At 66.0% G+C, this 24,458-nt stretch carries 22 protein-coding genes, 1 pseudogene and 1 riboswitch; of the genes and pseudogenes, 7 read left to right on the plus strand and 16 right to left on the minus strand.

What is annotated here, in order from left to right; genetic code table 11:
• Positions 1 to 40: 40 nt before the first annotated feature.
• From QW845_RS10980 to QW845_RS10990, 3 genes are all read right to left on the minus strand, one after another.
• Positions 41 to 1,036, minus strand: coding sequence for an Hsp33 family molecular chaperone (locus QW845_RS10980; protein ID WP_315801596.1), 996 nt, complete (start codon positions 1,034 to 1,036; stop codon positions 41 to 43).
• A gap of 264 nt (positions 1,037 to 1,300) precedes the next feature.
• A complete protein-coding gene (argF, locus tag QW845_RS10985) occupies positions 1,301 to 2,227 on the minus strand; it encodes an ornithine carbamoyltransferase (RefSeq protein ID WP_315801770.1) in 927 nt (308 codons plus the stop codon).
• A gap of 8 nt (positions 2,228 to 2,235) precedes the next feature.
• Positions 2,236 to 3,447, minus strand: coding sequence for an aspartate aminotransferase family protein (locus QW845_RS10990; protein WP_315801597.1), 1,212 nt, complete (start codon positions 3,445 to 3,447; stop codon positions 2,236 to 2,238).
• Positions 3,448 to 3,925: 478 nt separating this feature from the next.
• Here QW845_RS10990 and QW845_RS10995 point away from each other — a divergent pair, with 478 nt between their 5' ends.
• Positions 3,926 to 4,441, plus strand: coding sequence for a GcrA family cell cycle regulator (locus tag QW845_RS10995; protein WP_315717142.1), 516 nt, complete (start codon positions 3,926 to 3,928; stop codon positions 4,439 to 4,441).
• Positions 4,442 to 4,563: 122 nt separating this feature from the next.
• Here QW845_RS10995 and QW845_RS11000 read toward each other — a convergent pair whose 3' ends face one another.
• The 4 genes from QW845_RS11000 to QW845_RS11015 all read right to left on the minus strand — a co-directional run bounded on the left by QW845_RS11000 (position 4,564) and on the right by QW845_RS11015 (position 9,163).
• On the minus strand, positions 4,564 to 5,871 hold the full coding sequence (locus QW845_RS11000; protein WP_315801598.1) for an ATP-binding protein: 1,308 nt from the start codon (positions 5,869 to 5,871) through the stop codon (positions 4,564 to 4,566).
• Positions 5,872 to 5,899: 28 nt separating this feature from the next.
• Positions 5,900 to 6,955: a lysylphosphatidylglycerol synthase domain-containing protein gene (locus tag QW845_RS11005; RefSeq protein ID WP_315751236.1), complete on the minus strand. Its 1,056-nt coding sequence runs from the start codon at positions 6,953 to 6,955 to the stop codon at positions 5,900 to 5,902.
• A 503-nt stretch (positions 6,956 to 7,458) separates the two neighbouring features.
• Positions 7,459 to 7,764 (minus strand): hypothetical protein, encoded by a 306-nt coding sequence (locus tag QW845_RS11010; protein WP_315801599.1) that lies wholly within the window; start codon positions 7,762 to 7,764, stop codon positions 7,459 to 7,461.
• Positions 7,765 to 7,768: 4 nt separating this feature from the next.
• A complete protein-coding gene (locus tag QW845_RS11015) occupies positions 7,769 to 9,163 on the minus strand; it encodes an OmpA family protein (protein WP_315801600.1) in 1,395 nt (464 codons plus the stop codon).
• Between the two features lie 164 nt (positions 9,164 to 9,327).
• Between QW845_RS11015 and QW845_RS11020 the strand changes: the two genes are divergently transcribed.
• Together QW845_RS11020 and QW845_RS11025 are read left to right on the plus strand one after the other, a co-directional pair.
• Complete coding sequence (locus QW845_RS11020) at positions 9,328 to 10,386, plus strand: polysaccharide deacetylase family protein (RefSeq protein ID WP_315801601.1); 1,059 nt, start codon at positions 9,328 to 9,330, stop codon at positions 10,384 to 10,386.
• A 115-nt stretch (positions 10,387 to 10,501) separates the two neighbouring features.
• A complete protein-coding gene (locus QW845_RS11025; RefSeq protein WP_315801602.1) occupies positions 10,502 to 11,311 on the plus strand; it encodes an SDR family oxidoreductase in 810 nt (269 codons plus the stop codon).
• Between the two features lie 151 nt (positions 11,312 to 11,462).
• On the opposite strand, the gene boxB is transcribed toward QW845_RS11025, so the two are convergent.
• The 4 genes from boxB to QW845_RS11045 all read right to left on the minus strand — a co-directional run bounded on the left by boxB (position 11,463) and on the right by QW845_RS11045 (position 17,335).
• The gene (gene boxB, locus QW845_RS11030; RefSeq protein WP_315801603.1) at positions 11,463 to 12,914 is read right to left on the minus strand and encodes a benzoyl-CoA 2,3-epoxidase subunit BoxB; all 1,452 of its coding nucleotides are present in this window, start codon (positions 12,912 to 12,914) and stop codon (positions 11,463 to 11,465) included.
• A gap of 117 nt (positions 12,915 to 13,031) precedes the next feature.
• Positions 13,032 to 14,720: a 2,3-epoxybenzoyl-CoA dihydrolase gene (boxC, locus tag QW845_RS11035; RefSeq protein WP_315801604.1), complete on the minus strand. Its 1,689-nt coding sequence runs from the start codon at positions 14,718 to 14,720 to the stop codon at positions 13,032 to 13,034.
• 95 nt (positions 14,721 to 14,815) lie between these two features.
• A complete protein-coding gene (locus tag QW845_RS11040; RefSeq protein ID WP_315801605.1) occupies positions 14,816 to 15,619 on the minus strand; it encodes an alpha/beta hydrolase in 804 nt (267 codons plus the stop codon).
• A gap of 177 nt (positions 15,620 to 15,796) precedes the next feature.
• Positions 15,797 to 17,335 (minus strand): benzoate-CoA ligase family protein, encoded by a 1,539-nt coding sequence (locus QW845_RS11045; RefSeq protein WP_315801606.1) that lies wholly within the window; start codon positions 17,333 to 17,335, stop codon positions 15,797 to 15,799.
• Positions 17,336 to 17,444: 109 nt separating this feature from the next.
• Here QW845_RS11045 and QW845_RS11050 point away from each other — a divergent pair, with 109 nt between their 5' ends.
• From QW845_RS11050 to QW845_RS11060, 3 genes are all read left to right on the plus strand, one after another.
• The gene (locus QW845_RS11050) at positions 17,445 to 18,365 is read left to right on the plus strand and encodes a helix-turn-helix transcriptional regulator (RefSeq protein ID WP_315801607.1); all 921 of its coding nucleotides are present in this window, start codon (positions 17,445 to 17,447) and stop codon (positions 18,363 to 18,365) included.
• A gap of 127 nt (positions 18,366 to 18,492) precedes the next feature.
• A complete protein-coding gene (locus tag QW845_RS11055; RefSeq protein ID WP_315801608.1) occupies positions 18,493 to 18,843 on the plus strand; it encodes a PilZ domain-containing protein in 351 nt (116 codons plus the stop codon).
• A gap of 4 nt (positions 18,844 to 18,847) precedes the next feature.
• Complete coding sequence (locus tag QW845_RS11060; RefSeq protein WP_315801609.1) at positions 18,848 to 19,105, plus strand: hypothetical protein; 258 nt, start codon at positions 18,848 to 18,850, stop codon at positions 19,103 to 19,105.
• A 2-nt stretch (positions 19,106 to 19,107) separates the two neighbouring features.
• Here the strand turns inward: QW845_RS11060 and QW845_RS11065 are convergent.
• The 5 genes and pseudogenes from QW845_RS11065 to QW845_RS11085 all read right to left on the minus strand — a co-directional run.
• Positions 19,108 to 19,476 (minus strand): annotated as a pseudogene (locus QW845_RS11065) (hypothetical protein); the annotation flags it as partial.
• Positions 19,477 to 19,619: 143 nt separating this feature from the next.
• Positions 19,620 to 20,825, minus strand: a complete 1,206-nt coding sequence (locus QW845_RS11070; RefSeq protein ID WP_315801610.1) for an arginase family protein — start codon at positions 20,823 to 20,825, stop codon at positions 19,620 to 19,622.
• A 40-nt stretch (positions 20,826 to 20,865) separates the two neighbouring features.
• Positions 20,866 to 21,639 carry an ABC transporter ATP-binding protein gene (locus tag QW845_RS11075; protein WP_315801611.1) on the minus strand — a complete coding sequence of 258 codons (774 nt, stop codon included), beginning with the start codon at positions 21,637 to 21,639 and terminating at the stop codon, positions 20,866 to 20,868.
• Complete coding sequence (locus QW845_RS11080; RefSeq protein ID WP_315801612.1) at positions 21,639 to 22,460, minus strand: ABC transporter permease; 822 nt, start codon at positions 22,458 to 22,460, stop codon at positions 21,639 to 21,641. The genes QW845_RS11075 and QW845_RS11080 overlap by 1 nt, the downstream gene beginning before the upstream one ends.
• Positions 22,461 to 22,606: 146 nt before the next feature.
• Positions 22,607 to 23,677: a putative urea ABC transporter substrate-binding protein gene (locus tag QW845_RS11085; RefSeq protein ID WP_315801613.1), complete on the minus strand. Its 1,071-nt coding sequence runs from the start codon at positions 23,675 to 23,677 to the stop codon at positions 22,607 to 22,609.
• A 74-nt stretch (positions 23,678 to 23,751) separates the two neighbouring features.
• A riboswitch (guanidine-I (ykkC/yxkD leader) is annotated at positions 23,752 to 23,853 on the minus strand.
• A 218-nt stretch (positions 23,854 to 24,071) separates the two neighbouring features.
• Between QW845_RS11085 and QW845_RS11090 the strand changes: the two genes are divergently transcribed.
• The gene (locus QW845_RS11090; protein ID WP_315801614.1) at positions 24,072 to 24,434 is read left to right on the plus strand and encodes a hypothetical protein; all 363 of its coding nucleotides are present in this window, start codon (positions 24,072 to 24,074) and stop codon (positions 24,432 to 24,434) included.
• The last annotated feature ends 24 nt before the right edge of the window (positions 24,435 to 24,458 follow it).

Here is a 24,458-nt window from a genome sequence, read left to right on the forward strand (position 1 = left end):
CAATCACTCCTGCCGGGCCGTCGCATCGTGAATCGACGGCCTAGTTCTCCGTCACGCCCGCCTCGTGCGGGGTGAACTGATAGACCGAGGAGCAGAACTCGCAGGTGACGACGACCTTGTCGTCCTTGACCATGTCGGCGCGGTCCTGGGGCGAGAAGCTCTTCAGCATGTTGGCGACCGCGTCGCGCGAGCACGAGCAGCGCGCCTGCAGCGGCACGGTGTCGAACACGCGCACGCCGCGCTCGTGGAACAGACGATACAGCAGCCGCTCGCCGGACAGCGCCGGGTCGATCAGCTCGATATCCTCGACTGTCGCGACCAGCGATTGACCCTCGATCCAGGCCTCGTCTTCCTCGACCGCATGCAGCTCGGTACCCTCCGGCGCATCGCCGGGATGCAGATCGGCCTGGCGCAGGCGCTCGGGCGCCTGCGGCAGGAATTGCGTCAGCAGGCCGCCGGCGCGCCAGCGGTGCTTGCCGCCGCTCCACTCCTCGCCGACGGCGAGGCGCACCCGCGTGGGGATCTGCTCGGAGCGGAGGAAGTATTCGTGCGCGGCCTCCTCCAGGCTGCCGCCGGAGAGCGCGACGAGGCCCTGGTAGCGGCTCATGTCGGCGCCCTGGTCGATGGTCATCGCCAGATGGCCCTTGCCGAGCAGGCCGCCGGAGTCCTTCGCTTCCGAGAGCCGCGCCTCGTCATAGCGTGCGTAAGCGCGCAACCGGTCGGGCGCCTGGAAGTCGACAACCAGAAACGAGACCGGACCATCGGTCTGGGTCTGCAGGATGAAGCGACCGTCGAACTTCAGCGAGGAGCCGAGCAGGGTCGTCAGCACGATGGCTTCGCCGAGCAGCTTGCCCACGGGCGCGGGATAAGCGTGCTTGGTGAGGATGTCGTCGAGCGCCGGGCCCATGCGGGTCAGCCGCCCGCGCAGATCGAGCGCCGCGACTTCGAACGGCAGCACGGCGTCGTCGACCGGCACCGCCGAGGGCGCGCGGCTGGTGTCGAGGTTGATGTTGGTAGCGGGGGGATTGGCTGTCATGGGGCGTATTTGGGGTTTTTTGGCACGAATGGAAGGGCACCCCCCGGCTGTCGTCCCGGCTTGAGCCGGGACCCATACCGCGGATGCTATCGAGGGACGTCGGTAGTAGTCACTCGTCTTGCAGCCCACACCAGGCCTTGACGAACGAACCACGATCCCGACAACTAAGCAGAGCAACGGCCACCGCTGCAAACCAGTTCGATCACGCGGTATGGGTCCCGGCTCAAGGCCGGGACGACAATTGTGGTGTAGCGCCGTCGAACCCTACGCCCGCTCGCCGAAGCACCACGCCAGGATGCCCTTCTGGGCGTGCAGGCGGTTTTCGGCTTCGTCGAAGACGACGGACTGCGGGCCGTCGATCACCTCGTCGGTAACCTCCTCGCCGCGGTGGGCGGGCAGGCAGTGCATGAACAGCGCCTCGGGCTTGGCCAAGGACATCAACTTCGAATTGACCTGATACGGCTTGAGCAGGTTGTGGCGATGCTCGCCGTCCTTGTCGCCCATCGACACCCAGGTGTCGGTGACGACGCAGTCGGCATTCGCCACGGCCACTTCCGGGTCGTGGCCGAGATGGATGTCGGCGCGGGTGGCGCGGATGAAATCCTTCATCGGCTTGCCCGGCGACAGCTGCGGGGGGGTGGCGACGTTGAGCCGGAACTTGAAGCGCTCGGCGGCATGCGCCCAGGACGCCAGCACGTTGTTGTCGTCGCCAGTCCAGGCCACGGTGCGGCCCTCGATCGAACCGCGATGCTCCTCGAAGGTCATCACGTCGGCCATCACCTGGCAGGGATGCGAGCGCCGGGTCAGGCCGTTGATCACCGGCACGGTGGCGTGCGCGGCGAGCTCGAGCAGCGCCTCGTGGCTGAGGATGCGGATCATGATGGCGTCGACATAGCGCGACAGCACGCGCGCGGTGTCGGCGATGGTCTCGCCGCGGCCGAGCTGCATCTCGGTGCCGGTCAGCATGATCGCCTCGCCGCCGAGCTGGCGCATGCCGACGTCGAACGACACGCGGGTGCGCGTCGACGGCTTGTCGAAGATCATCGCCAGCACCTTGCCCTCGAGCGGCTTCTTCGCCGGCTCGCGCGCCTTCAAGGTCTTCTTCATCGCGCTCGACAGCGCCAGCACGTTGCGCAGCTCCTCGACCGGCATCTCGGTGAGATCGAGGAAATGACGCGGCGTATTGCCCATGGTCTTGCTCATGATGCGGCCGCCTGCCTGGCAGGTTTGCCCGACAGCGCCGCACAGGCGCGATCGAGCATCTCGACCGATTGTTCGATTTCGGATTCGTTGACGATCAGCGGCGGCAGAAAGCGCACGACGTTGTCGCCGGCGCCCACCGTGAGCAGCTTCTGATCGCGCAGCGCCGCGACCAGATCGCCCGACGGCACCACCGCCTTGACGCCGATCAGAAGGCCCTCGCCGCGGATCTCGGAGATGATGTCGGGATGACGATCGAGAACGGCACCGAGCTTCTGCTTCAACAGCAGCGACATCCTGCGGACGTGATCGAAGAAGCCGGGCGCCAGCATCACGTCGAGCACGGCGTTGCCCGCGGCCACCGCCAGCGGATTGCCGCCGAAGGTCGAGCCGTGCGAGCCCGGCGTCATGCCCGACGCGGCCTCGGCCGTCGCGAGCACGGCGCCGATGGGAAACCCGCCGCCGAGCGCCTTGGCCAGCGACATCACGTCCGGCGTGACGCCGAGCCAGCGATGCGCGAACAGATCGCCGGTGCGGCCCATGCCGGTCTGGACCTCGTCGATGACGAGCAACAAACCGCTGTCGTCGCAGAGCTGGCGCAGCGCCTTGTAGAACGGCAGCGGTGCGGTGCGCACCCCGCCCTCGCCCTGCACCGGCTCGACCAGTATGCCGGCGGTGTGCGGACCGATTGCCTTCTTCACGGCTTCGATGTCGCCGAACGGAACCTGATCGAAGCCGTCCATCGGCGGACCGAAGCCGTCGAGATATTTGGCCGACCCTGTCGCGGCGAGCGTCGCCAGCGTGCGGCCGTGGAACGCGCCTTCGAAGGTGATGATACGGTAGCGTTCGGGATGGCCCTTGGCGGCGTGATATTTGCGCGTGATCTTGATCGCGCCTTCCATCGCCTCGGCGCCGGAATTGGCGAAGAACACGTAGTCGGCAAAGCTCTGCTCGCACAGCCGCGCGGCGAGGCGCTCGCCATCCGGGCTCTTGAACAGGTTCGACATGTGCCAGAGCTTGGCCGCCTGTTCCTGCAGCGCCTTGACCAGATGCGGGTGCGCATGGCCGAGCGAATTGACCGCGACGCCCGAGGTGAAATCGAGATAGCGATCGCCATTGGTCGCGATCAGCCACGCGCCTTCGCCGCGCTCGAACGAAAGATCGACCCGGGCGAATACGGGGAGGAGATGCGTAGCGGCAACACTGGTCATGGCGGATCACATGAGCTGACGGGCCGGCCGAGACACGCGCCACGCGGCGCCATCGCGCATCAGGGACCCCACCCTGGAAAACAAAATGTGCCGCCTTTTCAAGGCGGCACGTACATCTATTGTATGCGGGCAGCGGTGGGAGTCAACTACGCGTCAGCCGATGCATGGCGGGGCCGGCCCGTGAGATTGCGGACGCACGACACGGCTCGAGACGTGCCACAGGGAACCACGGAATGTGTGGACTGCGGCCACCGACTCTTGCGCGAGAGTCACGCCATATTGTAGCGTTTTCGACGTCGAGTACGACATCTCGTGCGGCAGTTCTGATCCCTCTCGAAGTTCTCTGAGTTTGCGTAACGTCCGGGTGCCTCGTGCGCGCCCGGCGAGGGATAAGGGATTCTGCCGCCAGGGATTTTCTTGAGACAGCATCGCAGCGCCGTCCCGGAATTGGCCGGCGCAACGCGAAGGGAAAGGTTCGATGACCGTATTGACCTGGTCCGACGATCGCGTCGAGCAACTGAAAAAACTCTGGGAAGCCGGACTATCGGCCAGCCAGATCGCCGCGGAACTCGGAAACGTGACGCGCAACGCCGTGATCGGCAAGGTGCACCGGCTGGGCCTGTCCGGCCGCGCCAAGAGCCCGGCCACCGCGGCACCGCGCCAGCGCAAGGCGGCCCGCCCGGCCCAGCCGATGATGCGGGTGGCGCGCCCGGTTGCGCGCGGCAACACGGCGCTCGCACAGGTTTTCGAGGTCGAGGCGGAGCCCGATCCGGTTGCATTCGACAACGTCGTGCCGATGAACCAGCGGCTGTCGCTGCTGGAGCTCAACGAGGCGACCTGCCACTGGCCGGTCGGCGATCCCTCGAGCGCGGATTTCTTCTTCTGCGGCGGCAAGGCGCTTTCCGGCCTGCCCTATTGCGCACAGCATTCGCGTGTCGCCTATCAGCCCGCGGCCGACCGCCGCCGCCAGCCGGCGAAGTCGACCACGCGCTGAGCGGTTGGCCGCGACAGGCGATGAGGATGGCTCCGCATCGCCCCGGGGACTCCGGCGGCCTCAACTCACAACGACCATGGACGTGAGCCCGGCCCGCGCCGGGCCGCAGATGCGACGGGCGATCAGGCGCCCCGCGCGGGCTTCGACTGCGGAAAGCAGGCCGTGAAGGCGGCGCCATTGCGCGGCACGCTCTCGATCAGCAGCCGGCCGCGATGGCGGTTGAGGATGTGCTTCACCAGGGAGAGGCCGAGCCCGGTGCCGCCCTGCGCGCGGCTGTCGCCGACATCGACGCGATAGAAGCGCTCGGTCAGGCGCGGCAGATGCTCGGGCGCGATGCCCGGGCCGAAATCGCGCACCTTGACCCGGATCTCCGGCGCGTTCTCGGCGGAGACGGCCTGCTCCAGCGAGACGATCACGCGCCCGCCCGAGGCGCCGTATTTCAGCGCGTTCTCGATCAGGTTCTCGAACACGCGCAGCAATTCCTCGCGGTCGCCGGCGATCGTCACCGGCGCCTCCGGCAGGCTGGTCTCGATCACCACCTGGCGCTCCCTGGCCAGCGACTCCAGCCCGTCGGTGACCTGGCGGATGATGGGGACGACGTCGACCATGGCGTGGGGCTGGACATGCGCCGACAGCTCCACCCGCGACAGCGACAGGAGATCGTCGATCAGCCGCGCCATGCGCGTCGCCTGGATGTGCATGATGCCGAGGAAGCGCTCGCGCGCCTTCGGATCGTCCTTCGCCGGCCCCTGCAGCGTGTCGATGAAGCCCGAGAGCGCCGCCAGCGGCGTGCGCAGCTCGTGGCTCGCATTGGCGACGAAGTCGGCGCGCATTTCCTCGACCCGGCGCAGCGGGGTTAGATCGTGGAACGTCATCAGCATGCATTTGTCGGTGCCGCCGAACGCCGTCGGCACCGGCACCGGCGTGACGATCAGCTCCATCCAGCGATCGACCGGAACGTGATCGTGATAGGTGGCGCGACGGATCTCGGTGGTGGCGATCGCCTCGCGCAGCGCGGTGATGATCTCCGGCGTGCGCAGCGCGAACTGGGCGAGCTCGCCCTTGCGCAGGGCCGGCGCGAGCTGCGCGGCGGCGCCATTGAGGTGGATGACGCGGCCGGCGCGGTCGAGCAGCACGGCGGGATCGGGGATGCCCTCGACCACCGCGCTCACGGCCGGCGCCTCGACCGGGTTGGCGTGGCGCTCCTCCTCGCGCTTGGCGACCGCGCCATGCAGCCGCCACGGCACCAGGGCGGCGGCGGCAATGCACAGGAATACCGCCAGGGCCCGCAGCGGCAGCAGCTCGTCCAGCAGCACGAGCCCGACAAGCGCGAGCGCCGCAGCGAGCAGGATGATCGCGGAATGGCGCAGCCGGTCCGGCCAGGGGGTGAAGATCGAGAGCGAGGTGTCGGAGGGAGCGTCGAGGGCCATCTGGTCCGATTGTTCCCTTGAACTGGCGTCAGGCACCGGAATCGCTGCGTTTCCTCACAAAAGCGGCTTCGGGCGGGGGGCCCGGATCGAGGCTGAGCGCGGCCTGCCGCAGCCGCTTCGACCGCGTGCTGATGATAACCTCGCGAAACGTCAGCAAGATTACAGAAATGAGGAACGGCGCCAAATAATACAGCATCCGGAACAGCAGCATTCCGGCCAGCAGCTCCTCGCGGTCCATCTGCCACAGCCCGACCAGCATCGCGGCGTCGAACACGCCGAGCCCGCCGGGGGAATGGCTGGCGAAGCCGAGCAGGGTCGCCGAGACGAAGATCACGGCCACCACGACGAAGCCGAGATTGGGCTCGTCCGGCACCAGTACGTACATCGCCAGCGCGCAGAAACCGAGGTCGATGATGCCGATCGCGATCTGCAACAGGGTCAGCGGGCCGCTCGGCAGCACCACGGTCCACGGCCCGCGGCCGACCACGCGCGGCTTGGTCCATACCCAGGCGACATACCCCAACAGGCCGACCAGGATCGCGATCGCCACCATGCGGTTGACCCAGGGCGGCAGCTGGTCGATCGAGGCCGCGGCCTCCGGATGATAGCTGATGCCGAGCCCGAGCACGGCGGCATTGCCGAGCCAGAACGTCAGGCCGGCGAGGAAGCAGATCTTGGCGACGTCGATGGCGTTCAGCCCATGGGCCGAATAGACGCGGTAGCGCACGGCGCCGCCGGTGAAGACGCTGGCGCCGACATTGTGGCCGATCGAATAGCTGGTGAAGGCAGCCAGCGCGTTGACGCGGTAGGGCACGTGGTCGTGGCCAATGGCGCGCACCGCGAACAGATCGTAGAAGGTCAGCGTGAAATAGCCGGCGGCGACGAACAGCGCGGCGAGCGCGATCTGATGCGGCTCCGTGCTCTTGATCGCCTCGAGCACCTCGTAGGTGTCGATGCCGCGCAGCATGTGGTAGAGGACGTAGCAGGCGACCGCGATCACCGCGATGCTGATCAGCACGCCGAGCTTGTGCAGGACTTGCTTCTCGCGCAGGAACGTGGCCGCTCTGCGTATGGCTTCAAGCATCTACACCTCTCACCGTGATCCGATCACGACGGCCGGGGATGCCGCGCCCCGGAGGCCGCAGCATCATGTGCGCATACAACGCCCTCGTAGCGCGTTTCGACGCATTGGGGAACACGGAGCGTGCGAACAAAAGCGTACACATGGATATACTTAGCAGGCTTTACGGAAATGCGATGCACCGTTTTGCCGCACATGAGGCAAGACATCAGGCAAAGACGTCAGGCAAGGCATCATGCAGGACGGCGGGTCAGCGCACGCTCCCGCCAGCCTGCAAACCCCAGGTTAAACTTTGGTGAGGAACGCGGATCTCCGGGCTTTCCGGGGCGCCCCATGGCTCGGCGGGTCGGCATGGCTCAACGATAAGCGCGAGCTGCGCGTTTGACAGGTTCGCGCCTCGTCAAACCTTCGTGTCTCGCAGTTGCGATGACCTGGGCACGCGGACGGTGGGCGCGCCCGCCGCAGTCTCGGCAGGTGGCGTCGGGGGCAGTCCGGTGCGGGCGGTTTCAGGCCGCCGATTTCGTCCGCATGCTGCGGATCACCACCAGCGCCCGCAGCCAGGTGCCGATGGCGCAGCCGACGAGGTAGGGCACGAACATGATCAGCAACAGCTCGAGCCAGTAGCCGGCCCGGCCGGGGATCAGGGAGACCACGGCCGCCGCGACCAGGCCGGCGGCCAGCGCCGCCAGCAGCCAGGTCAGCCAGCCCGACACGCGCGGGGCGCGATGCACCACGGCGACCCAGCCCATCGCCAGCCCGATGGCGAATGCGCCGGCCAGCCAGCCCCAGTGAAAGGCAACGAGATAGGCCATGACGTTACCTCACCACGAATTCGATGCGCCGGTTCTGCGCCCGGCCGTCGGCGGTGTCGTTGGCGGCGATCGGCTGGGTGCTGCCATAGCCGATCGCGCTGAAACGATCGGCCGGCAGCCCGGCCTTGACCAGATAATCGACGACCGCCTGGGCGCGCTTCTGCGACAGCACCTGATTGGCCGCAGAGTCGCCTTCAGCATCGGTGTGCCCGATGATCTCGACATTGGCGGAGGGACAGCGGAACGCGATCTCGACGAGGCGGTCGAGCAGACCGGTGGAATCGCGGTCGAGGTCGCTGCGGCCGGTCTCGAAGCGGATCTTGGCCTTGCCGAGCAGGTCGGAGAACAGCTGCTGGCACACCGTGGGATCGACCGGGGCGGCTGCCGGCTTAACCGTGATCTCGGCCTTCACCTGCCAGCCCTGCGGCACGTCCTTGGCGAGCCCGGTCCGGATCTGGGCCGCGGCGGCGTCGTAGAGCGCATCACCGGAAATCTTGATGTCACGGTCAGACACCACCAGCGTGCCGGTCGACAGCCGCGACAAGGCGCCCAGCGCCGGCACCACCGCATTCACGAAATTGGCCGGCGCGCCGAGGCTGTTCTTGAGATTGTCCACGACCTTCTCGCTGAAGAATTTGCGCGATGAGGAGCCGATGACGACGGCGTGGATGTTCTCGTCTGGAACGTTGCCGGCGAGCGTCACGGTCACCGCGACCGGGTCCTTGTAGGCCTGGAAGACATAGGGCGGCGCCTTGACCTCGTTGCTGGCGACCTTGAAGCCGTCGGGCAGCTTTCCGAGCGCGGCCGCGATCGCCTCGCGGCCGCCGAGTTCGCGCGCCATGCCGGACAATGTGACGTCGCCGTCGGAGATCGTGAACTTGCCGTCCTTCAGCTTGGCGATCTGGCCGATCAGCAGCAGCGCCGCATCCTCGAAGCGCGCCGGCGCGCCGCGCGCCAGGCCCATCTGGTCAGCGACCTCCACGCCCGGCAGCGCCGCCCGGGTCGCGTCCATCAGCTTGCCCTTCAAGGCGGGCAACGGCGCGCTGCCACCCAGCGTCACCCGGACGACGTCACGCTCGGCCGACCAGACGAACGGCTTGGCCTCGGGGACCAGCCGGGTCTCGTCGTTGACGAGCCGCACGCCGGCCACGGCGTCGACCGCGGCGACGGCATCGCGGCGCCCGGCCTCGGAAAACGCATTGGCGCGCAGCGAGACATCGCGGCCATCCACCGTGATGCTCGTCCTGTCGAGCACCGCCCCCTTCAGGGCGGCCGCACTGCGACCGGCGAGATCATTCTCCAGGGGAACGGTGCTGGTCCAGGCCGCGAAGCCCCAAAGCACGATCAGCGGGATGACACCAGGCCACCATTTCCCGCTCCACCTGAAAAGTCCGCGCATTCGTCATCCGTCGCATCGAGGAAGCAGAGAGAAAACAAACCCTTGCATGCCTGTCAAACCGGAAATGAGGAGCGCCGCACGGTACGTTGCGACCGCAGGCTAAGGTTTTCTTCAATCATTCGTCGGTAACCTTGTCCCGACACTCACCGGGCCGCATATTTCAGATGAGGCGATTTCGCAAAACCTTTATCCGCGCCGGCCTGGAAGCGCTGTATCTGAGCGGCGCGCATGTCTGGCTGCGCCCGATCTTCTCGGGCGTGGGTGCGATCTATACGCTGCATCATGTGCGGCCGCACCGCGACGCCGATTTCCAGCCCAATTGTCACCTCGAGGTCACGCCGGATTTCCTGCGCGAGATGTTGTCGCACCTGCGCGACCACGACATCGAGATCATCACTCTCGACGAGTTGCACAGCCGGCTGATGGCGAAGGACTTCTCGCGCCGCTTTGCCTGCTTCACCTTCGACGACGGCTATCGCGACAATCGCGACTTCGCGCTGCCTGTCATGCGCGAGTTCGATGCGCCGTTCACGATCTATGTGACCACCGATTTCGCGTCCGGAAACGGCCGGCTCTGGTGGGTGACGCTGGAGCGGCTGGTCGCGAAGACCAACGCGATCGACATCAAGATCGGCGGGCTGTCGTTGCAGCTCGATGCATCGACGCCGGCAGCCAAATGCGTGACGTTCCAGCGCCTGCACGACTGGCTGCGCGCACTGCCGGGCGAACACGACGTCCGGCGCGAGATCAGCGCGCTGTGCGCGCGCTACGACGTCGACGAGGCGTCGATCTGCCGTGAGCTCTGCCTGTCCTGGGACGAGCTTCGGGCGCTGTCGGTGGAGCCATTGATCTCGATCGGCGCGCATTCGATCAGTCACTGCAATCTCGCCAAGCAGACCGAGGAGACGGCGCGCATCGAGATCGCCGACAGCCGTGCCCGGATCGAGAACGAGTTGCAGCGGCCTGTGCTGCACATGGCCTACCCCTACGGCGACCGCGCCGCCGCCTCGCAGCGCGAATTCGTGCTGGCGGCCGCGAGCGGCTACAAGACCGCCGTCACCACCCGGCCCGGCATGATCTTCGCCGAAAGCGCCGATCATCTCACGGCTCTGTCGCGCGTCTCGCTGAACGGCCATTACCAGGACGCCCGCGTGCTGCCGGTGCTGACCTCGGGCGCCGCGACCGCGATGTGGAACGGCTTCCGCCGCATCGACGCGGCATAGGCCGCGTCTTCACACCCCCGATGAATTGCGGCAAATCCTTGCGACTGCGTCTCACTTGACAGTGCCAGCGCGTCCCGCACACAAGCGCGCACGACATAAGCAAAAGGGAGGCACCATGCTCAAGAACCTGTTCTCGCTCGAAGGCCGCATCGCGCTCGTCACCGGCGGCTCGCGCGGCATCGGCAAGATGATCGCGTCCGGGCTGCTCGCGCAGGGCGCAGCGCGGGTCTACATCACGGCGCGAAAGGCCGGTCCGTGCGAGGAGACGGCCAAGGCACTGACGGCGGAATATGGCGGCGAGTGCATCGCGCTGCCGATCGACATCTCGACGATGGCGGGTATCGACATGCTCGCGGCCGAGATCAAGACGCGCGAGCCCAGGCTCGACATCCTCGTCAACAATGCCGGCGCCGCCTGGGGCGCCGACTTCGATGAGTTTCCCGAGAGCGGCTGGGACAAGGTGATGAACCTCAACCTCAAGACGCCGTTCTTCCTGACCAAGGCGCTGGCGGCGCCGTTGCGCGCGGCGGCCAGCGCCGATCGGCCGGCGAAGGTCATCAACATCGCCTCGATCGACGGCATCTTCGTCAACCCGCTCGAGACCTATTCCTATGCGGCGAGCAAGTCCGGCCTGATCCATCTGACGCGGCGCATGGCCGCCAAGCTGATCAAGGACCACATCGTGGTCACCGCGATCGCGCCGGGCCCGTTCAAGTCCGACATGAACAAGGCCGCGCGCGACAACGCCGACGAGGTCGCCGCGCGCGTGCCCGCGGGCCGCATCGGCACCGACGAGGACATGGCGGGGACAGCGATCTTCCTGGCGTCGCGGGCGGGCGACTATGTGGTGGGAAACACGATCGCCGTCGATGGCGGCATCGTCTACGCGAATCCCGGCATTCCAGGCGCGGGCTGGGATAGTTGAGGCCGAATTAGTAACCCAAGGAAAGGTCGACTCCCTCCCCCCTTGTGGGGGAGGGGTGGAGAGGGGGGGGTAAGCCACGAACGACCGTCTCCGCGGCTTCCCTCCCTAGCCCTCCCCCACAAGGGGGGAGGGAACAGACCGGGTCCAGGTCTCAGGTCTCGATCTTCACGTACTCGAAATCACCCGGCTTGTTGTCGATGCCGACTTTCGGGGGTGCGATCCACGACGCGTATTCGCCGATCTCGGTGACGGGATTCATCAGCGAGGAGATGTAGGCGCCGTCGTCGGCCGAGGGCAGCCAGTCGCCCTTGCGCTTCGCCCACGTGCCCTCGTCGATCAGGATGCCCTCGGGCGTCGCATGGACGTCCTTGAACTCGCCGATGGCGCGGTGGAAGGCGGTATGCGGCAGCTTGAGCTGGAAGTCGTAGCCGGCGGTGGTGATGATCTTGTTCCAGCGCAACAGGCCCTTGATGCAGTCCTGCGAGTAGTCGTCGCGCAGGCGCATGTTGAGCGCGGTCAGCGCCGGCTCGTCGACCCGCTTGATCTCGCCGTCGACCAGCTTGAGCACCGGATAGGTCGAGTTCTTGAGCTGGTGATCGTCCTGGATCTGGGTCTCGTGATAGCGGCCCTTGATGCCGGCGTTGAAGGCGTTCGCCGCGTTGGTCGAGACCTCCGAGCCGAACAGGTCGAGCGACAGCGTGTAGTGCAGGTTCAGCTTCTTCTGGATGGTCGGCAGGTCGATGACGCCGAGCGCGCGGACCTTGGCGATATCGGTGGGATCGTCGATGCCGGCGGCCCGCATCGCCTCGACGGTGCGCTGGATGACGCGGCCGACGCCGGTCTCGCCGACGAACATGTGATGCGCCTCTTCAGTCAACATGAAGCGGCAGGTGCGCGACAGCGGATCGAAGCCGGATTGCGCGAGGCTGTGCAGCTGCATCTTGCCGTCGCGGTCGGTGAAGTAGGTGAACATGAAGAACGACAGCCAGTCCGGCGTCTTCTCGTTGAAAGCGCCGAGCATGCGCGGAGAGTCCGCATCGCCAGAGCGGCGGCGCAGCAGCTCGTCGGCCTCCTCGCGGCCATCGCGGCCAAAATATTTCTGCAGCAGGTAGACCATCGCCCAGAGGTGACGGCCCTCCTCGACGTTGACCTGGAACAGGTTGCGCATGTCGTAGAGCGACGGCGCCGTCTTGCCGAGATGGCGCTGCTGCTCGACCGAGGCCGGCTCGGTGTCGCCCTGGATCACGATCAGGCGGCGCATCAGCGCGCGATATTCGCCGGGGACCTCCTGCCACGCCGGCTCGCCATAATGCTCGCCGAACGGAATCTTGCGATCCTCTTCCTGCGGGGCCAGCAGGATACCCCAGCGATAGTCCGGCATCTTGACGTAGTCGAACTTCGCCCAGCCGCGCGGATCGACCGAATAGGCCGTGCGCAGATACACGAGCGACTGCTGGAAGCCTTCCGGGCCCATGTCGTTCCACCAGTCGACATAGCCGGGATGCCAGCCTTCCAGCGCCTTGAGGACCTGGCGGTCCTCGGCGAGATTCACGTTGTTCGGAATCTTGGTCGAGTAGTCGACGTTCATGATGTTCATGTTCATGGCGTGCCTCCCTGAAATCTTCCCGGTGGTCATGCCGGGCCTTGTGCCGGGCATCCACGTCGTTCGTGTCGATGAGCCCGTCATGGCCGGGCCAAGCCCGGCCATGACGGATGATAACTACACGCGCGTCATGTCGTATTGCGGCCGCTCGCCGGTGCCGTAGCGCCGGAGCGCGCCCTCCTCGCCGACCGCGTTGGGGCGCTGGAAGATCCAGTTCTGCCAGGCGGTCAGGCGAGCGAAGATCTTCGATTCCATCGTCTCGGGACCGGCGAAGCGCAGATTGGCCTCGAGGCCGGTGAGACTGTCGGGCGAGAAGCTGGCGCGCTCCTCGAGGAAGACGCGGATCTCGTCCTCCCAGTCGATATCGTCGAGCGCGAAGGTGACGAGGCCGAGCTCCTCGGCCTCATCTGCCTCCAGCGGCTTGCCGACCTGCTCGTGCACGCGCTCGAGCCCGTTGGGATCGTCGAGGAAGCGCGACTGCAGCCGGGTCAGACCGTGGCTCATCGGATAGGGACCGAAATTCATCGCCGACAATTCGATGGAAGGCGCCGGGCGGTTGTCGCCCTGGATGGTGCCGATCAGCATGTAGGAGCGGTCGGAGGCGAACACGAGCTCGGCCAAGGTGCCGGCGAAGCACGAGCCGGGCTCGACCAGCGTCACCAGCGTGCGCGACGTGACGTCGATGCGCTTGAGCACGCGCTTCCAATAGTGCCTGATCTCGTTGACCAGCCAATGCGCCTTGTTGGCTTCGAGGAAGGCGTCGTAGGCCAGGACCTGGGAGTTCTCGCCCTGCGACTTGAACACCAGCATTGCGATGCCGAGTTCGTTGATGCGCAGATGCAGGATGGCGTCATCGAGCTCGCGCGCGACCTGCAGCGGCCAGAACGAGGCGCCCTGCCCGATCATGCCGTCGATGTCGGCCGGCGGCGCGGCCTCGGGAGCTGAGACCGTGATGGTGGCGATGCGGGCGGCGCGGTCGATGTCGACATTGACGAAGCCGTAGCGCACGCTGCTCGCGTCAATGATGCGCTTGAGCGGCGTGAGCGCGACGCCCTTGCCGCTGCCGTTGCGCTTGGATGCGGCCGCGAACTCCCTGGCGCGCTCGGCGACCTTGGCATCGACCTTGGAGTTCGGCGCGATCTCGTCGACGAGACGCCATTGCACGGCGCGCTTGCCCTTGACGCCCTCCTCCGTCGTGCAGAACGCGTCCGCACGGTCGCGGCGCACCTTGCGCTTGTCGACGACGCGCGTCAGGCCGCCGGTGCCGGGCAGCACCGCGAGCAGCGGCACCTCCGGCAGCGACACTGAAGACGAGCCGTCATCGGCGAGGATGATGTGATCGGTGGCGAGCGCGAGCTCATAGCCGCCGCCGGCCGCGGTGCCGTTCACCACGGTGATGAAGCGCTGGCCGGAATTCTCGGATGAATCCTCGAAGCCATTGCGGGTCTCGTTGGTGAACTTGCAAAAGTTCACCTTGTGGGCGTGGGTCGCGCCCGCGAGCATGCGGATGTTGGCGCCGGCGCAGAACACGCGCGGCTTGGCCGAGCGCAGCACCACGACCTTCACTTGCGGGTGCTCGAAGCGCAGCCGCTGCACGGCATCTGCAAGCTCGATGTCGACGCCGAGATCATAGGAATTGAGCTTGAGCTGGTAGCCCTCGAACAGGCCGCCATTCTCGTCGACATCCATGGCGAGCGTCGCCACCTCGCCGTCGATCGAGAGCTTCCAATGTTTGTAGCGGGAGGGATCGGTCTGAAAATCGATGAACGTCTTGCCTCCCGCGAGCACGCGGTCTTCCCCGGCCATGAGTCACCCTTCGTTGGAGTGCTTATCGTTGAGATGCACAATAATTCATGTTATGACTGGCGTCTACCGTTAAATGCCAGAACATGCACTTTGTTTCATGTTTGTGATGCCGGTGACGGCAAGGTGGCTGCGGCGAACTCGGCGATAACGCGCAGGGTCGCCTCGGGCGCCTCGCGATGCGGGGAATGGCCGGTCTTGGGCAGCATCGTCACCTCGACCGGGCAGTAGCACTCCTCCTGGAGGATCTCGACCTGGCGGAGGGTGCCGTACTGGTCATCGACGCCCTGGATCACGGCCACGGGGACGCGGATGTAGGCGAGGTCAGCCGTGATGTCCCAGGTCCGGAACGCCGGATCGAGCCAGGCGCCGTTCCAGCCATGGAACGCATTGTCGACGTCCTTGTGCCAGCGGCCGAGCTTGGTGCGCAGCTCCGTGGTTTCGTAAGTGGTCTTGATCGCGGCGATCGACGACACCGAAACGTCCTCGACGATGACATGCGGCGCGATCAGCACGATACCCTGGAGGCGATGGTCGGCGTGGCTGCCGGCATAGATCGCCGCGATCGAGGCGCCGTCGGAATGGCCGACGAGAAGACCGCGCCGGAAGCCGATCGCGTCGAGCAGCTTCGGCAGGACATCGCGCGCCTCGCGCTGCATGTAGTCGAGCGGGCGCGGCAGAGTGACCGGGCTCGAGGCGCCGTAGCCGGCGCGGGAATAGGCGAGCACGGAGGCGCCGGTGGCCTGTTGGAGCTTGTCGGGGAAGTCGCCCCACAGGCCGACCGAGCCCAGCCCTTCATGCAGCAGCACGATGCAAGGGGCGTCGGACGGCTGCGGGCCGATGAGACGATATTCGAGCTGGGCGGAGTCGATGGTGAGGAAGCCGTTCGGTGAAAGCTGCACGGTCACTCTCTCCTTCGTCATGCCCGGGCTTGCCCCGCCTGCGCGGCCGAAGCCGCTTCGACGCGGCGAAGGCCCGGGCATCCACGCCTTTCTTCGTCGCGGCGGGATGGTTGGCCGGGTCAAGCCCGGCCATGACGACAACTAAAAGCAGGGCCAACTTACGGGCAGGAAGACCAATTATTGGCTCGCCCCCTCGCGCAGCTTGAAGCGCTGGATCTTGCCGGTCGCGGTCTTCGGCAAGGATTCCACCACCTCGATCCAGCGCGGATATTTCCACGGGCCGATCTTCTGCTTGACGTGTTCCTTCAGTGCCTCGTGCAGGGTCGAGCGATCGACGCTCGGGCGCAGCACGACATAGGCCTTCGGCTTCAGCAGGCCCTCCGGATCGGCTTCCGGCACCACGGCGGCCTCCAGCACGGAGGGATGCGTGATCAGCGCACTCTCGACCTCGAACGGCGACACCCAGATGCCGGAGACCTTGAACATGTCGTCGGAGCGGCCGCAGAAGGTGTAGCGGCCATCGGCATCGCGAACATATTTGTCGCCGGTGCGCGTCCAATAGCCCTCGAAGGTCGAGCGGGTCTTGTGGCGCTGATTCCAGTAGCCTTCGCCAGCCGAGGGCGCGTGCACCAGCATCTCACCGACCTCGCCGTCCGGCACGCCCTCACCGGCCTCGTTGACAAGACGAACCTGATAGCCCGGCACGGGGCGCCCCGATGAGCCGTATTTGATGTCCCCGGGCACGTTGGACAGGAAGATGTGCAGCAGCTCGGTCGAGCCGACGCCATCGAGAATGTCGACGCCGAACCGCGCCTTCCAGGCATTGCCGACCGATTCCGGCAGCGCCTCGCCGGCCGAAGTGCAGATGCGCAGAGCGTTGCCGGCCTTCTCATGGCGCAGCGACTCATCGTGCAGCATCGCGGCGAACAAGGTCGGCACGCCGTAGAAGATGGTCGGATTGTAGCGGTTGAGGAGCTTGAACATCAGCGCCGGCGTCGGACGCTCGGAATTGAGGATCGTGGTTGCACCGACAGAGAGCGGGAAAGTCAGCGCATTGCCGAGGCCATAGGCGAAGAACAGCTTTGCGGCTGACAGACAGACATCGCTCTCGCGGATGCCGAGCACCTGGCTGGCATAGGTCTCCGCCGTCGCGGCGAGATTGCCGTGCAGATGGCGCACGCCCTTGGGCATGCCGGTCGAGCCCGACGAATACAGCCAGAACGCCGGCTCGTCCTCGTGGGTGGCGACCGTGTCGAACTGATCGCTCTCGCGCGCGAGCTCCTCGGTGAGCAGCTTGTGGCCGAAGGCATTGGCGCCGGAGACCACGACGCAATCGAGATCGGGCATCCGGCCGACAATGTCCTTCACCACCGGATACAGCGCCTCGGACACGAACAGCACGCGGGCGCGGCAGTCGGCCAGCACATAGGCGTATTGCTCCGAGGTCAGCAGCGTGTTGAGCGGCACCGGGACGATGCCCGCGCGCATGGCGCCAAGAAACACCGCGGGGAAATCCACCGTATCGAGCATGATCATCGCCACGCGCTCCTCGCGGCGGACGCCAAGGCGGCGCAGCATGTTGGCGACGCGGCAGGTCTGCTGTTGCAAACCGCGATAGGTCAGCTCCGAGACCGTGTCCGTGTAGGCGAGCTTGTCGCCGCGCCCCGCCTCGACATTGCGGTCAAGCAGCCACGATACCGCATTGTACGACCTCACGGCATTCTCCCCGGATTTTTGAATTATAATTCATACAAGGCCACCAACATCGCTTGCTGTCAATCCTCCCCGGCATTATGTTTCCTGCTCAAAAGAGTACCTCAGGGATATGACGCCACACAGCGATGCCCCGCGCGACGACGGCCAGTCCGCGGCCGAGACCGATTTCCTCGACCAGCTGGGCCAGCGGGTGCGGCGGATGCGCGGCCTCGCCGGCATGTCTCGCAAGGTGCTGGCCGAGGTCTCCGGGATTTCCGAGCGCTACATCGCCCAGCTCGAGAGCGGCAAGGGCAATGTCTCGATCGTGCTGCTGCGCCGCATCGCCAACGCGATCAACGCGCCGCTCGACGACATCATCCCCGGCGGCGAGCCATCGCCGGACTGGCCAGTCATTCGCGATCTCCTGAAGAAGGCGAGCCCGAGCCAGATCGCCGAGGTCAAGGAGCTGCTTGCCGGCGGCGCATCGGCGCCGCTGCGGCGTTCGTTCTCGGGCATTGCGCTGATCGGCCTGCGCGGTGCCGGCAAGTCGACGCTCGGCAAGATGCTGGCGGCGCGGATCGGCTGGAGCTTCGTCGAGCTGAACAAGGAGATCGAGCGGCAGAACGGGCTGTCGGTTGCCGAGATCATCGCGCTCTACGGCCAGGAAGGCTTTCGCCGCATGGAGCAGGCCGCCCTGGTGCAGCTGCTGGCGCGCAAGGAGCCGATGGTGCTGGCGACCGGCGGCGGCATCGTCTCCGAACCGGTGACCTTCGACCTGATCCTGACCTCGTTCTACACGATCTGGCTGAAGGCCGAGCCGGAGGAGCACATGGGGCGCGTGCGCAAGCAGGGCGACCTCCGCCCGATGGCCGACGACCGCTCGGCGATGGCCGAGCTGCGCAACATCCTCGCCAGCCGCGAGCCGCTGTACGCAAGGGCCAACGCCGTCGTGGATACAGCGGGCCTGTCGGTCGACGCGGCCGCCGCGCGGCTGGGGGAAGCTGTGAAGCCGGTCATCGCCAAAGAGGCCAGGATGTTTGCGCGAGGGTGAACGCGCGCAACGTCAATGCCGGCACATCCCGGCATGCGTTAACCACCGCCGTCATTTTCATACCGCCGATGGTGGCCACACACCCTCCGATTGCTTAATAGATCGTTAAGTGACTGGAGGACGTGTCATGGACAACCGTCGCAACGAGGCCCGCCAACGCGTCTACTATGGCGGCGTTCTGACATTCAACGCCGGCTGCTCGACGCTCGCCTGCGTCGTGCGCAACTTCAACAACCGCGGCATCAAGATCGAGTTGGAAGGGAGCGTGCTGCTGCCCGACCGCGTCGACGTCACGATCGAACGGCGCGGATGGTCGCGGCCGGCCCGCATGGTGTGGCGCGACGGTGCCGGCGCCGGCCTCGCCTTCGACAAGGAGAGCGAGGTCGTCTCGCTGGAATGGGCTCGCACGCTGCGCGACCGCGAACGCACCAACAAGCGGCTCAAATCCCGCCTCGAACAGATTCTGTCGGGGTACTGAGCTGATGTCCGAGGTCTCGCGAGACCGAGACGACCTGCTGCTTGCAGCTCCCGATGCGCCGCAGAGCCCCGCTCGCGCTGCCGAGCGCCGGCCGCGGCTGGCATGGCTGCGGCGCGTCGCCCTCCTGCTCGCCGCTCAATATGTCATCGTGCTGCTGATCGGCATCGCAGCGGCGTCCACCGTGCGATCCTATGTGCTGCCGGAGGTCGTCGACCGCTTCGAGGCCCTCGCAGCGGCGCTCAAGCGAACGCCGCTGCGGTAAGCTCATTCCATTTCCCGCAGCTCCGCGTAGGTGAGCGGCTTGAGGCTGGCGCCATCGAAATAGACGAAGCGCAACCGGCGGCGGCGGGAGACGAAGTTCGACGGCAGCGGATCGTAGCGGAAGGTGCCGCCGCCGAGATGCGGCGTCAGGCTGCCGACATCGGTCAGCGCGTCGATCTCGACGCGCAGCAGCTTGAGGCTCGTGCCGTCGCGCAGGATCTCGAACGGAACCCGCGCCAGCCGCAGGAAGCTGGTCGGATCCGGCGCGGCGATGAAGCCGTCGACAAAGGCAGCCTCGACCTTGTCGAGATCCGGTTCGGCCGCCGCGGCGGGCTTGGCGCCGTCCGGTTGATGCGGCGTCTGCCACTGTACCGGCGAGCGGCCGCCGTGGGGATGGTTGTGACCGGGACCGTGCGGGGGGTGATCGTGGTCATGGTGGTGATCATGATCATGCGCATGGCCATGATCGTGATGATGATGGCCATGATGGTGGTGATGATGACGCATCGCGAGCCTCAGAAGCTGACCGGCTTGTTGATGATGGACTTGTGGCTGCCGAGCTTGCCGTGGGCGACCATCGAGCCGAGCGCCTCGACGACGACGCGCACGCCGATCAGCGCGGTGATGTCCGAGGTGTCGTAGGGCGGCGAGACCTCGACCACTTCGAGCCCGCACAGGCCCTCGGCGGCGACGAGGCCGAGCAGCTTCAGCGCCTCGCGCGGCAGGAAGCCGCCGGGCTCCGGCCAGCCGGTGCCCGGCACGAAGCCGCAATCGATGGAATCGACGTCGAACGAGATGTAGACCGCGTCGGCATCCTTCCAGGCCAATTCCAGCGCGATCTCGGCGGTCTTCTCCAGGCCGATCTTCTCGATGTCGGCGATGGTCAGCACGTTGGTGTTGCGCTTGCGCGCGACCTCGACGCCCTCGCGGGGCACTTGCCAGCCGCCGATGCCGAGCTGCACAAGATTGGTCGGCGACACGTTCGGCAGGTTGGTCGCCCAGTACCAGGGCGTGGTGTGCATGCGCTCGTCGAGATCCTTCTCCTGGATGTCGATGTGGCGGTCGAAATGGATGATGCCGATGCGCTTGTCGGTGCACTGCGCGATGCCGCGAACGCAGGGGAAGCCGATCGAATGGTCGCCGCCGAGCATGATCGGCAGCGCCCCGGACGAGAACACATGCGCGACGCCGCGGCTGATCTGGTCAAAACTCTTTTCAAGGTTGGCGGGGATGGTGAAGACGTCGCCGGCATCGCACAGGGTCATCTGCTCGCGCAGGTCGACGCCGAGCTCGTAGTTGTAGGGCGTGTACAGCGCGGAGATGCGGCGGATGCCCTGCGGCCCGAAGCGGGTGCCGGGCCGATAGGTGGTGCCGGAATCGAAGGGGATGCCGATCACCGCGGCGTCGTATTTGCCGACGTCGCGGACGTTCTCGACATACGGCGCCTTCATGAAGGTGTTGATCCCGGCGAAATGCGGCAGCTCGCCGCGCGCAAAGGTCGGGATCTCGCGATCCGTCAGCGTGTCGGCGCCGGGCAAACCCATGTCGAGCGCCCATTGCTTCTCCCTGCGCCAGCCGTTGCTCGGCAGCCTGCCCTCGGCCTCCAGCGCCTGCCAGCCTTGCGTCGCCATCTTGTCGAAGTCCGGATGGTGACGCCGCATGAGCCGGCGCTGCGCGTGCAATCCGGCGCGGTGCGACCGGCGCATGAGTGGGAATGACATGGAGACTCTCCTTCGTTTCTTTCGACGTTTCTTGAACTGACTATTGCGCCGCCTGCAGGCTGGCGCGGATGAATCCGAGCACCGGCACGGCGCTGTCGCGGGTGAGATCGAGATCGTAGGTGATGCGCGCGCCGAAGCGCTCCGGCGCCTGCGGATCCTTGCGCGGGCGGTCGAGCGCGATCAGCCGGGTGGCGAGGCCGAACGCCTCCTTGATATCGTGGGTGACCATCACGATGGTCATGTTGTGCTCGCGCCACAACGGCTTGATCAGCCCATGCATCTGCGCACGGGTGCCGGGATCGAGCGCGCCGAAGGGCTCGTCGAGCAGCAGGACCCGCGGCTGCTTCGCCAGCGCCTGCGCGATCGCCAGCCGCTGCTGCATGCCGCCGGACAGCGCGCTCGGATATTTGTCGCGATGCTCGGCCAGGCCGACGGCCTCGATCAGCGCGCGGCTCTTCTCCATCGCCTCCTTGCGCGCCGACCCGAACAGCCGCGCCGTGAACGGGCTGCCGGCAAGCTCATAGCCGAGCAGCACGTTGCCGAGCACGGTCAGATGCGGGAACACCGAGTAGCGCTGGAACACGATGCCGCGGTCCGGCCCCGGCTCGGCCGGAAACGGCTGTCCATCGAGCAGCACCGCGCCCTGGGTCGGCCTCTCCTGGCCGAGGATCAGGCGCAGGAAGGTGCTCTTGCCTGCACCTGAAGGGCCAACGATCGACAGGAAGGTGCCGGAGGCGATTTCGAGATTGATGCGCTCGAGCACGACCTGGTTGCCATATTCGACCCAGACGTTGCGGAAGGACAGCGTGCTCATCAGCGGCTCCCTCGCGCATAGGCCCAGGGAAAGGCGCGCCGTCCGAACCAGACCAGCGCATAGTCGAAGATGTAGGCGAGCAGCGTGATCCAGACGACGTAAGGCAGGATCACGTCCATCGACAGATAGCGCCGGACCAGGAAGATGCGGTAGCCGAGCCCGACATCGGAGGCGATCGCCTCGGCCGAGATCAGGAACAGGAAAGCGGGCCCGATCATGAGCCGCAGCCCCTGGATCAGGCGTGGCATGATCTGCGGCAGCACGACGCGGATCGCGACCTGCCAGGTCGAGGCGCCCAGGGTCTGCGCCTTGATCAGCTGCTCGCGCGGCATGTTCTGCACCTCGAGCGAGAGGTCGCGCACCAGGGTCGGCGTAACGCCGATGATGATCAGCACCACCTTGGACAGCTCGCCGAGGCCGAACACGATGAACAGAACCGGCAGCACCGCCATCGGCGGGATCATCGACAGTACCGCAATCAGCGTGCCGAAGCCGGCGCCGGCGATCGGAAGCAAGCCGATGGCGAGTCCGAGCACGAGGCCGATGACGGCGGCAATGCCGAGCCCGAGCGCGAGGCGCTGCAGGCTCGCCGCCGTGTCCGACCACAGCACGTAGTCGCCGGAGCGACGATCCGGCTCGGTCGCGAGCCGCTTGGAGGTCGCGACCATCTCCGAGACCGGCGGCAGCAGCTTGTCGTCGGGATTGTCCGCACGCCGCTGCGCCGACCCCACCACGTAGATCAGCGCGATCAGCAGGAACGGCAGCAGCGCCAGCAACAGCCGGCTGCCCCGGTTCGGGACGACGTTCATCGCACGCGTCATGGATGGCTCCCTAACTCCTCATGGTGAGGAGGCGCGCAGCGCCGTCTCGAACCATGAGGCCCACCTCGGCCTCACCCTTCGAGACGCTTACTGACGCAAGCTCCTCAGGGTGAGGGGTGACACGAGTTGCGCAGCGGACAGACGGCTCAGAGCTTCCCGTCGGCGGCCATCTTCATGAAGGTCGGATCGAAGCGCAGCTTGACATTGCCGGCCGCGCCCAGCGTCTTCGTTGGCGTGGAGATGCCGACCGCGTCCTTCGACTTCACGTTCTCGCCAAGCAGGTTGTGATCGAAGCAGAAGGTGCGCACGAGATCCATGATCTTCGGCAATTCCGGTCCGGTCACGAAGGCGAGCGCGTCCTTCGGCTCATAATACATGAACGTGGTCTTGAGCTGGGTCTCGAAACCGGCGAGATCGGTGCCCGACAGCTTGGCCATGGCCTCGCGCGCGGCCTTGCCCTTCTCGCTCTGGTCCTTCATCAGCGCGATGGTCTCGTACCAGATGCCGACCAGCGCCTTGCCGAGCTCGGGATTGTCCTTGAGCGTCGCACTGTTGACGACCATGAGATCCTCGATCTCGCCGGGGATCTTGCTGGAGTCGAACACCAGCGTCGCGCCAGGCTCGGCCTTCACCTCCAGCAGCTGCGGATTCCAGGTGACCACGGCCGTCGTGTCCGGCGACTTCGCGGCGGCGACGATGTCGGCGTCCGAGGTGTTGACCGTCTTGATGTTCTTCTCGGACAGCTTCGCGGTCTCGAGGCCGCGCGCCAGCAGATAATGCGACACCGAGAGCTCGACGAGGTTGACCTTCTGGCCCTTGATGTCGGCCATGGTCTTGCCCTTCTTGAGCACGACGCCGTCATTGCCGTTGGAGTAGTCGCCCATGATGATGGCCGACGTGTCGACGCCGCCGGCAGCGGGGATGGTCAGCGCATCCATGTTAGTGACGGTGACGCCGTCGAACTTGCCGGCGGTATACTGGTTGATCGATTCGACGTAGTCGTTGATCTGCGTGACCTTGATCGTGATGCCGTATTTGTCGGCCCACTTCCTGACGATCCCGGACTCGGCCGCATAGGGCCACGGCATCCAGCCGACATAGATCGTCCAGGCGATGTTGAATTCCTTCTTCTTCTCGGCTGACGCTGATGACAGCGACGCGGTCGCCAGCGTCGATGCCGCGAGCAGGGCAACAAACAGATTTCGCGCTTTGAACATGTCCAGTCCCTCATCGGTTTTCTGACCGCGGACTGGCATGAAGAACCTCGTGCCTGCCAAGCGCGGCCACTGAGGTCTCCCGGGTTTTTATCCCGCCGTGCACCAGGGCTCTCCCCTGGCGGCTGCTCTCGGACCAGCGTTCTCGACCGAGAACCGGAACCCTAGCTGCCAACTCTGAGCAACTGGAAGAGCAATCCGCGTGCCACGGAAAATGCTTGCGATTCAACGGAACAAATCACAGCATATGCTCAAAAAGACGGCATCACGAATTCATCTTAGGCGATGAGGATCGTCGGCGCTCGGCGGCCATTCATCAGTGGCATGAACCGGTGGCCGAGCGCGAACGACCTCATCAGGTCGGCACGTCCGGTGCTGTGTTGGGAGTCTCGTTGTCATGATCAAGTTGTCAGGGATCGCAATGGCAAGCATGCTGGTCGTGAGTCTTGCGTCCCGAGCGGCCATGGCGCAGAGCGCAGCGGCAGCGGATGCGCCGGCCCAGCCTGCTCCCGCCGCAACTCCCTCTCCGACGCCAAGTCCCTCCCCTGCCGCGGCGGCACCTGCTCCGGCGCCGGCAGCCACGACCGAAAAGCCGGCCGAGACAAAGCCGGCCGCCGATGCGGCCGCCACGAAAAAGAAGAAGCGTACCAAGACCACCCGGCAGGAAGTCGAAGACTCCCTGCGCAGCGGCAAGGTGCCCTCGCGCTATCGCAGCCGGGTGCCGAAGGAATACCAGAAGTACATCCCGTTCGACCGCTGAGCGCGGAGGCGGCGATGCGCAGAT

It is taken from the genome of Bradyrhizobium sp. SZCCHNS3002 (assembly GCF_032377435.1).
Classification (GTDB): Bacteria; Pseudomonadota; Alphaproteobacteria; order Rhizobiales; family Xanthobacteraceae; genus Bradyrhizobium.

Coding starts and splice junctions, on each gene's coding strand:
- QW845_RS11015 (WP_315801600.1), bottom strand. CDS start 9,163: ATGCGCGGACTTTTCAGGTGGAGCGGGAAATGGTGGCCTGGTGTCATC.
- QW845_RS11025 (WP_315801602.1), top strand. CDS start 10,502: ATGCTCAAGAACCTGTTCTCGCTCGAAGGCCGCATCGCGCTCGTCACC.
- boxB (WP_315801603.1), bottom strand. CDS start 12,914: ATGAACATGAACATCATGAACGTCGACTACTCGACCAAGATTCCGAAC.
- QW845_RS11090 (WP_315801614.1), top strand. CDS start 24,072: ATGATCAAGTTGTCAGGGATCGCAATGGCAAGCATGCTGGTCGTGAGT.
- QW845_RS11070 (WP_315801610.1), bottom strand. CDS start 20,825: ATGTCATTCCCACTCATGCGCCGGTCGCACCGCGCCGGATTGCACGCG.
- boxC (WP_315801604.1), bottom strand. CDS start 14,720: ATGGCCGGGGAAGACCGCGTGCTCGCGGGAGGCAAGACGTTCATCGAT.
- argF (WP_315801770.1), bottom strand. CDS start 2,227: ATGGGCAATACGCCGCGTCATTTCCTCGATCTCACCGAGATGCCGGTC.
- QW845_RS10980 (WP_315801596.1), bottom strand. CDS start 1,036: ATGACAGCCAATCCCCCCGCTACCAACATCAACCTCGACACCAGCCGC.
- QW845_RS11085 (WP_315801613.1), bottom strand. CDS start 23,677: ATGTTCAAAGCGCGAAATCTGTTTGTTGCCCTGCTCGCGGCATCGACG.
- QW845_RS11080 (WP_315801612.1), bottom strand. CDS start 22,460: ATGACGCGTGCGATGAACGTCGTCCCGAACCGGGGCAGCCGGCTGTTG.
- QW845_RS10990 (WP_315801597.1), bottom strand. CDS start 3,447: ATGACCAGTGTTGCCGCTACGCATCTCCTCCCCGTATTCGCCCGGGTC.
- QW845_RS11000 (WP_315801598.1), bottom strand. CDS start 5,871: ATGGCCCTCGACGCTCCCTCCGACACCTCGCTCTCGATCTTCACCCCC.
- QW845_RS10995 (WP_315717142.1), top strand. CDS start 3,926: ATGACCGTATTGACCTGGTCCGACGATCGCGTCGAGCAACTGAAAAAA.
- QW845_RS11020 (WP_315801601.1), top strand. CDS start 9,328: ATGAGGCGATTTCGCAAAACCTTTATCCGCGCCGGCCTGGAAGCGCTG.
- QW845_RS11055 (WP_315801608.1), top strand. CDS start 18,493: ATGGACAACCGTCGCAACGAGGCCCGCCAACGCGTCTACTATGGCGGC.
- QW845_RS11010 (WP_315801599.1), bottom strand. CDS start 7,764: ATGGCCTATCTCGTTGCCTTTCACTGGGGCTGGCTGGCCGGCGCATTC.
- QW845_RS11005 (WP_315751236.1), bottom strand. CDS start 6,955: ATGCTTGAAGCCATACGCAGAGCGGCCACGTTCCTGCGCGAGAAGCAA.
- QW845_RS11050 (WP_315801607.1), top strand. CDS start 17,445: ATGACGCCACACAGCGATGCCCCGCGCGACGACGGCCAGTCCGCGGCC.
- QW845_RS11075 (WP_315801611.1), bottom strand. CDS start 21,639: ATGAGCACGCTGTCCTTCCGCAACGTCTGGGTCGAATATGGCAACCAG.
- QW845_RS11060 (WP_315801609.1), top strand. CDS start 18,848: ATGTCCGAGGTCTCGCGAGACCGAGACGACCTGCTGCTTGCAGCTCCC.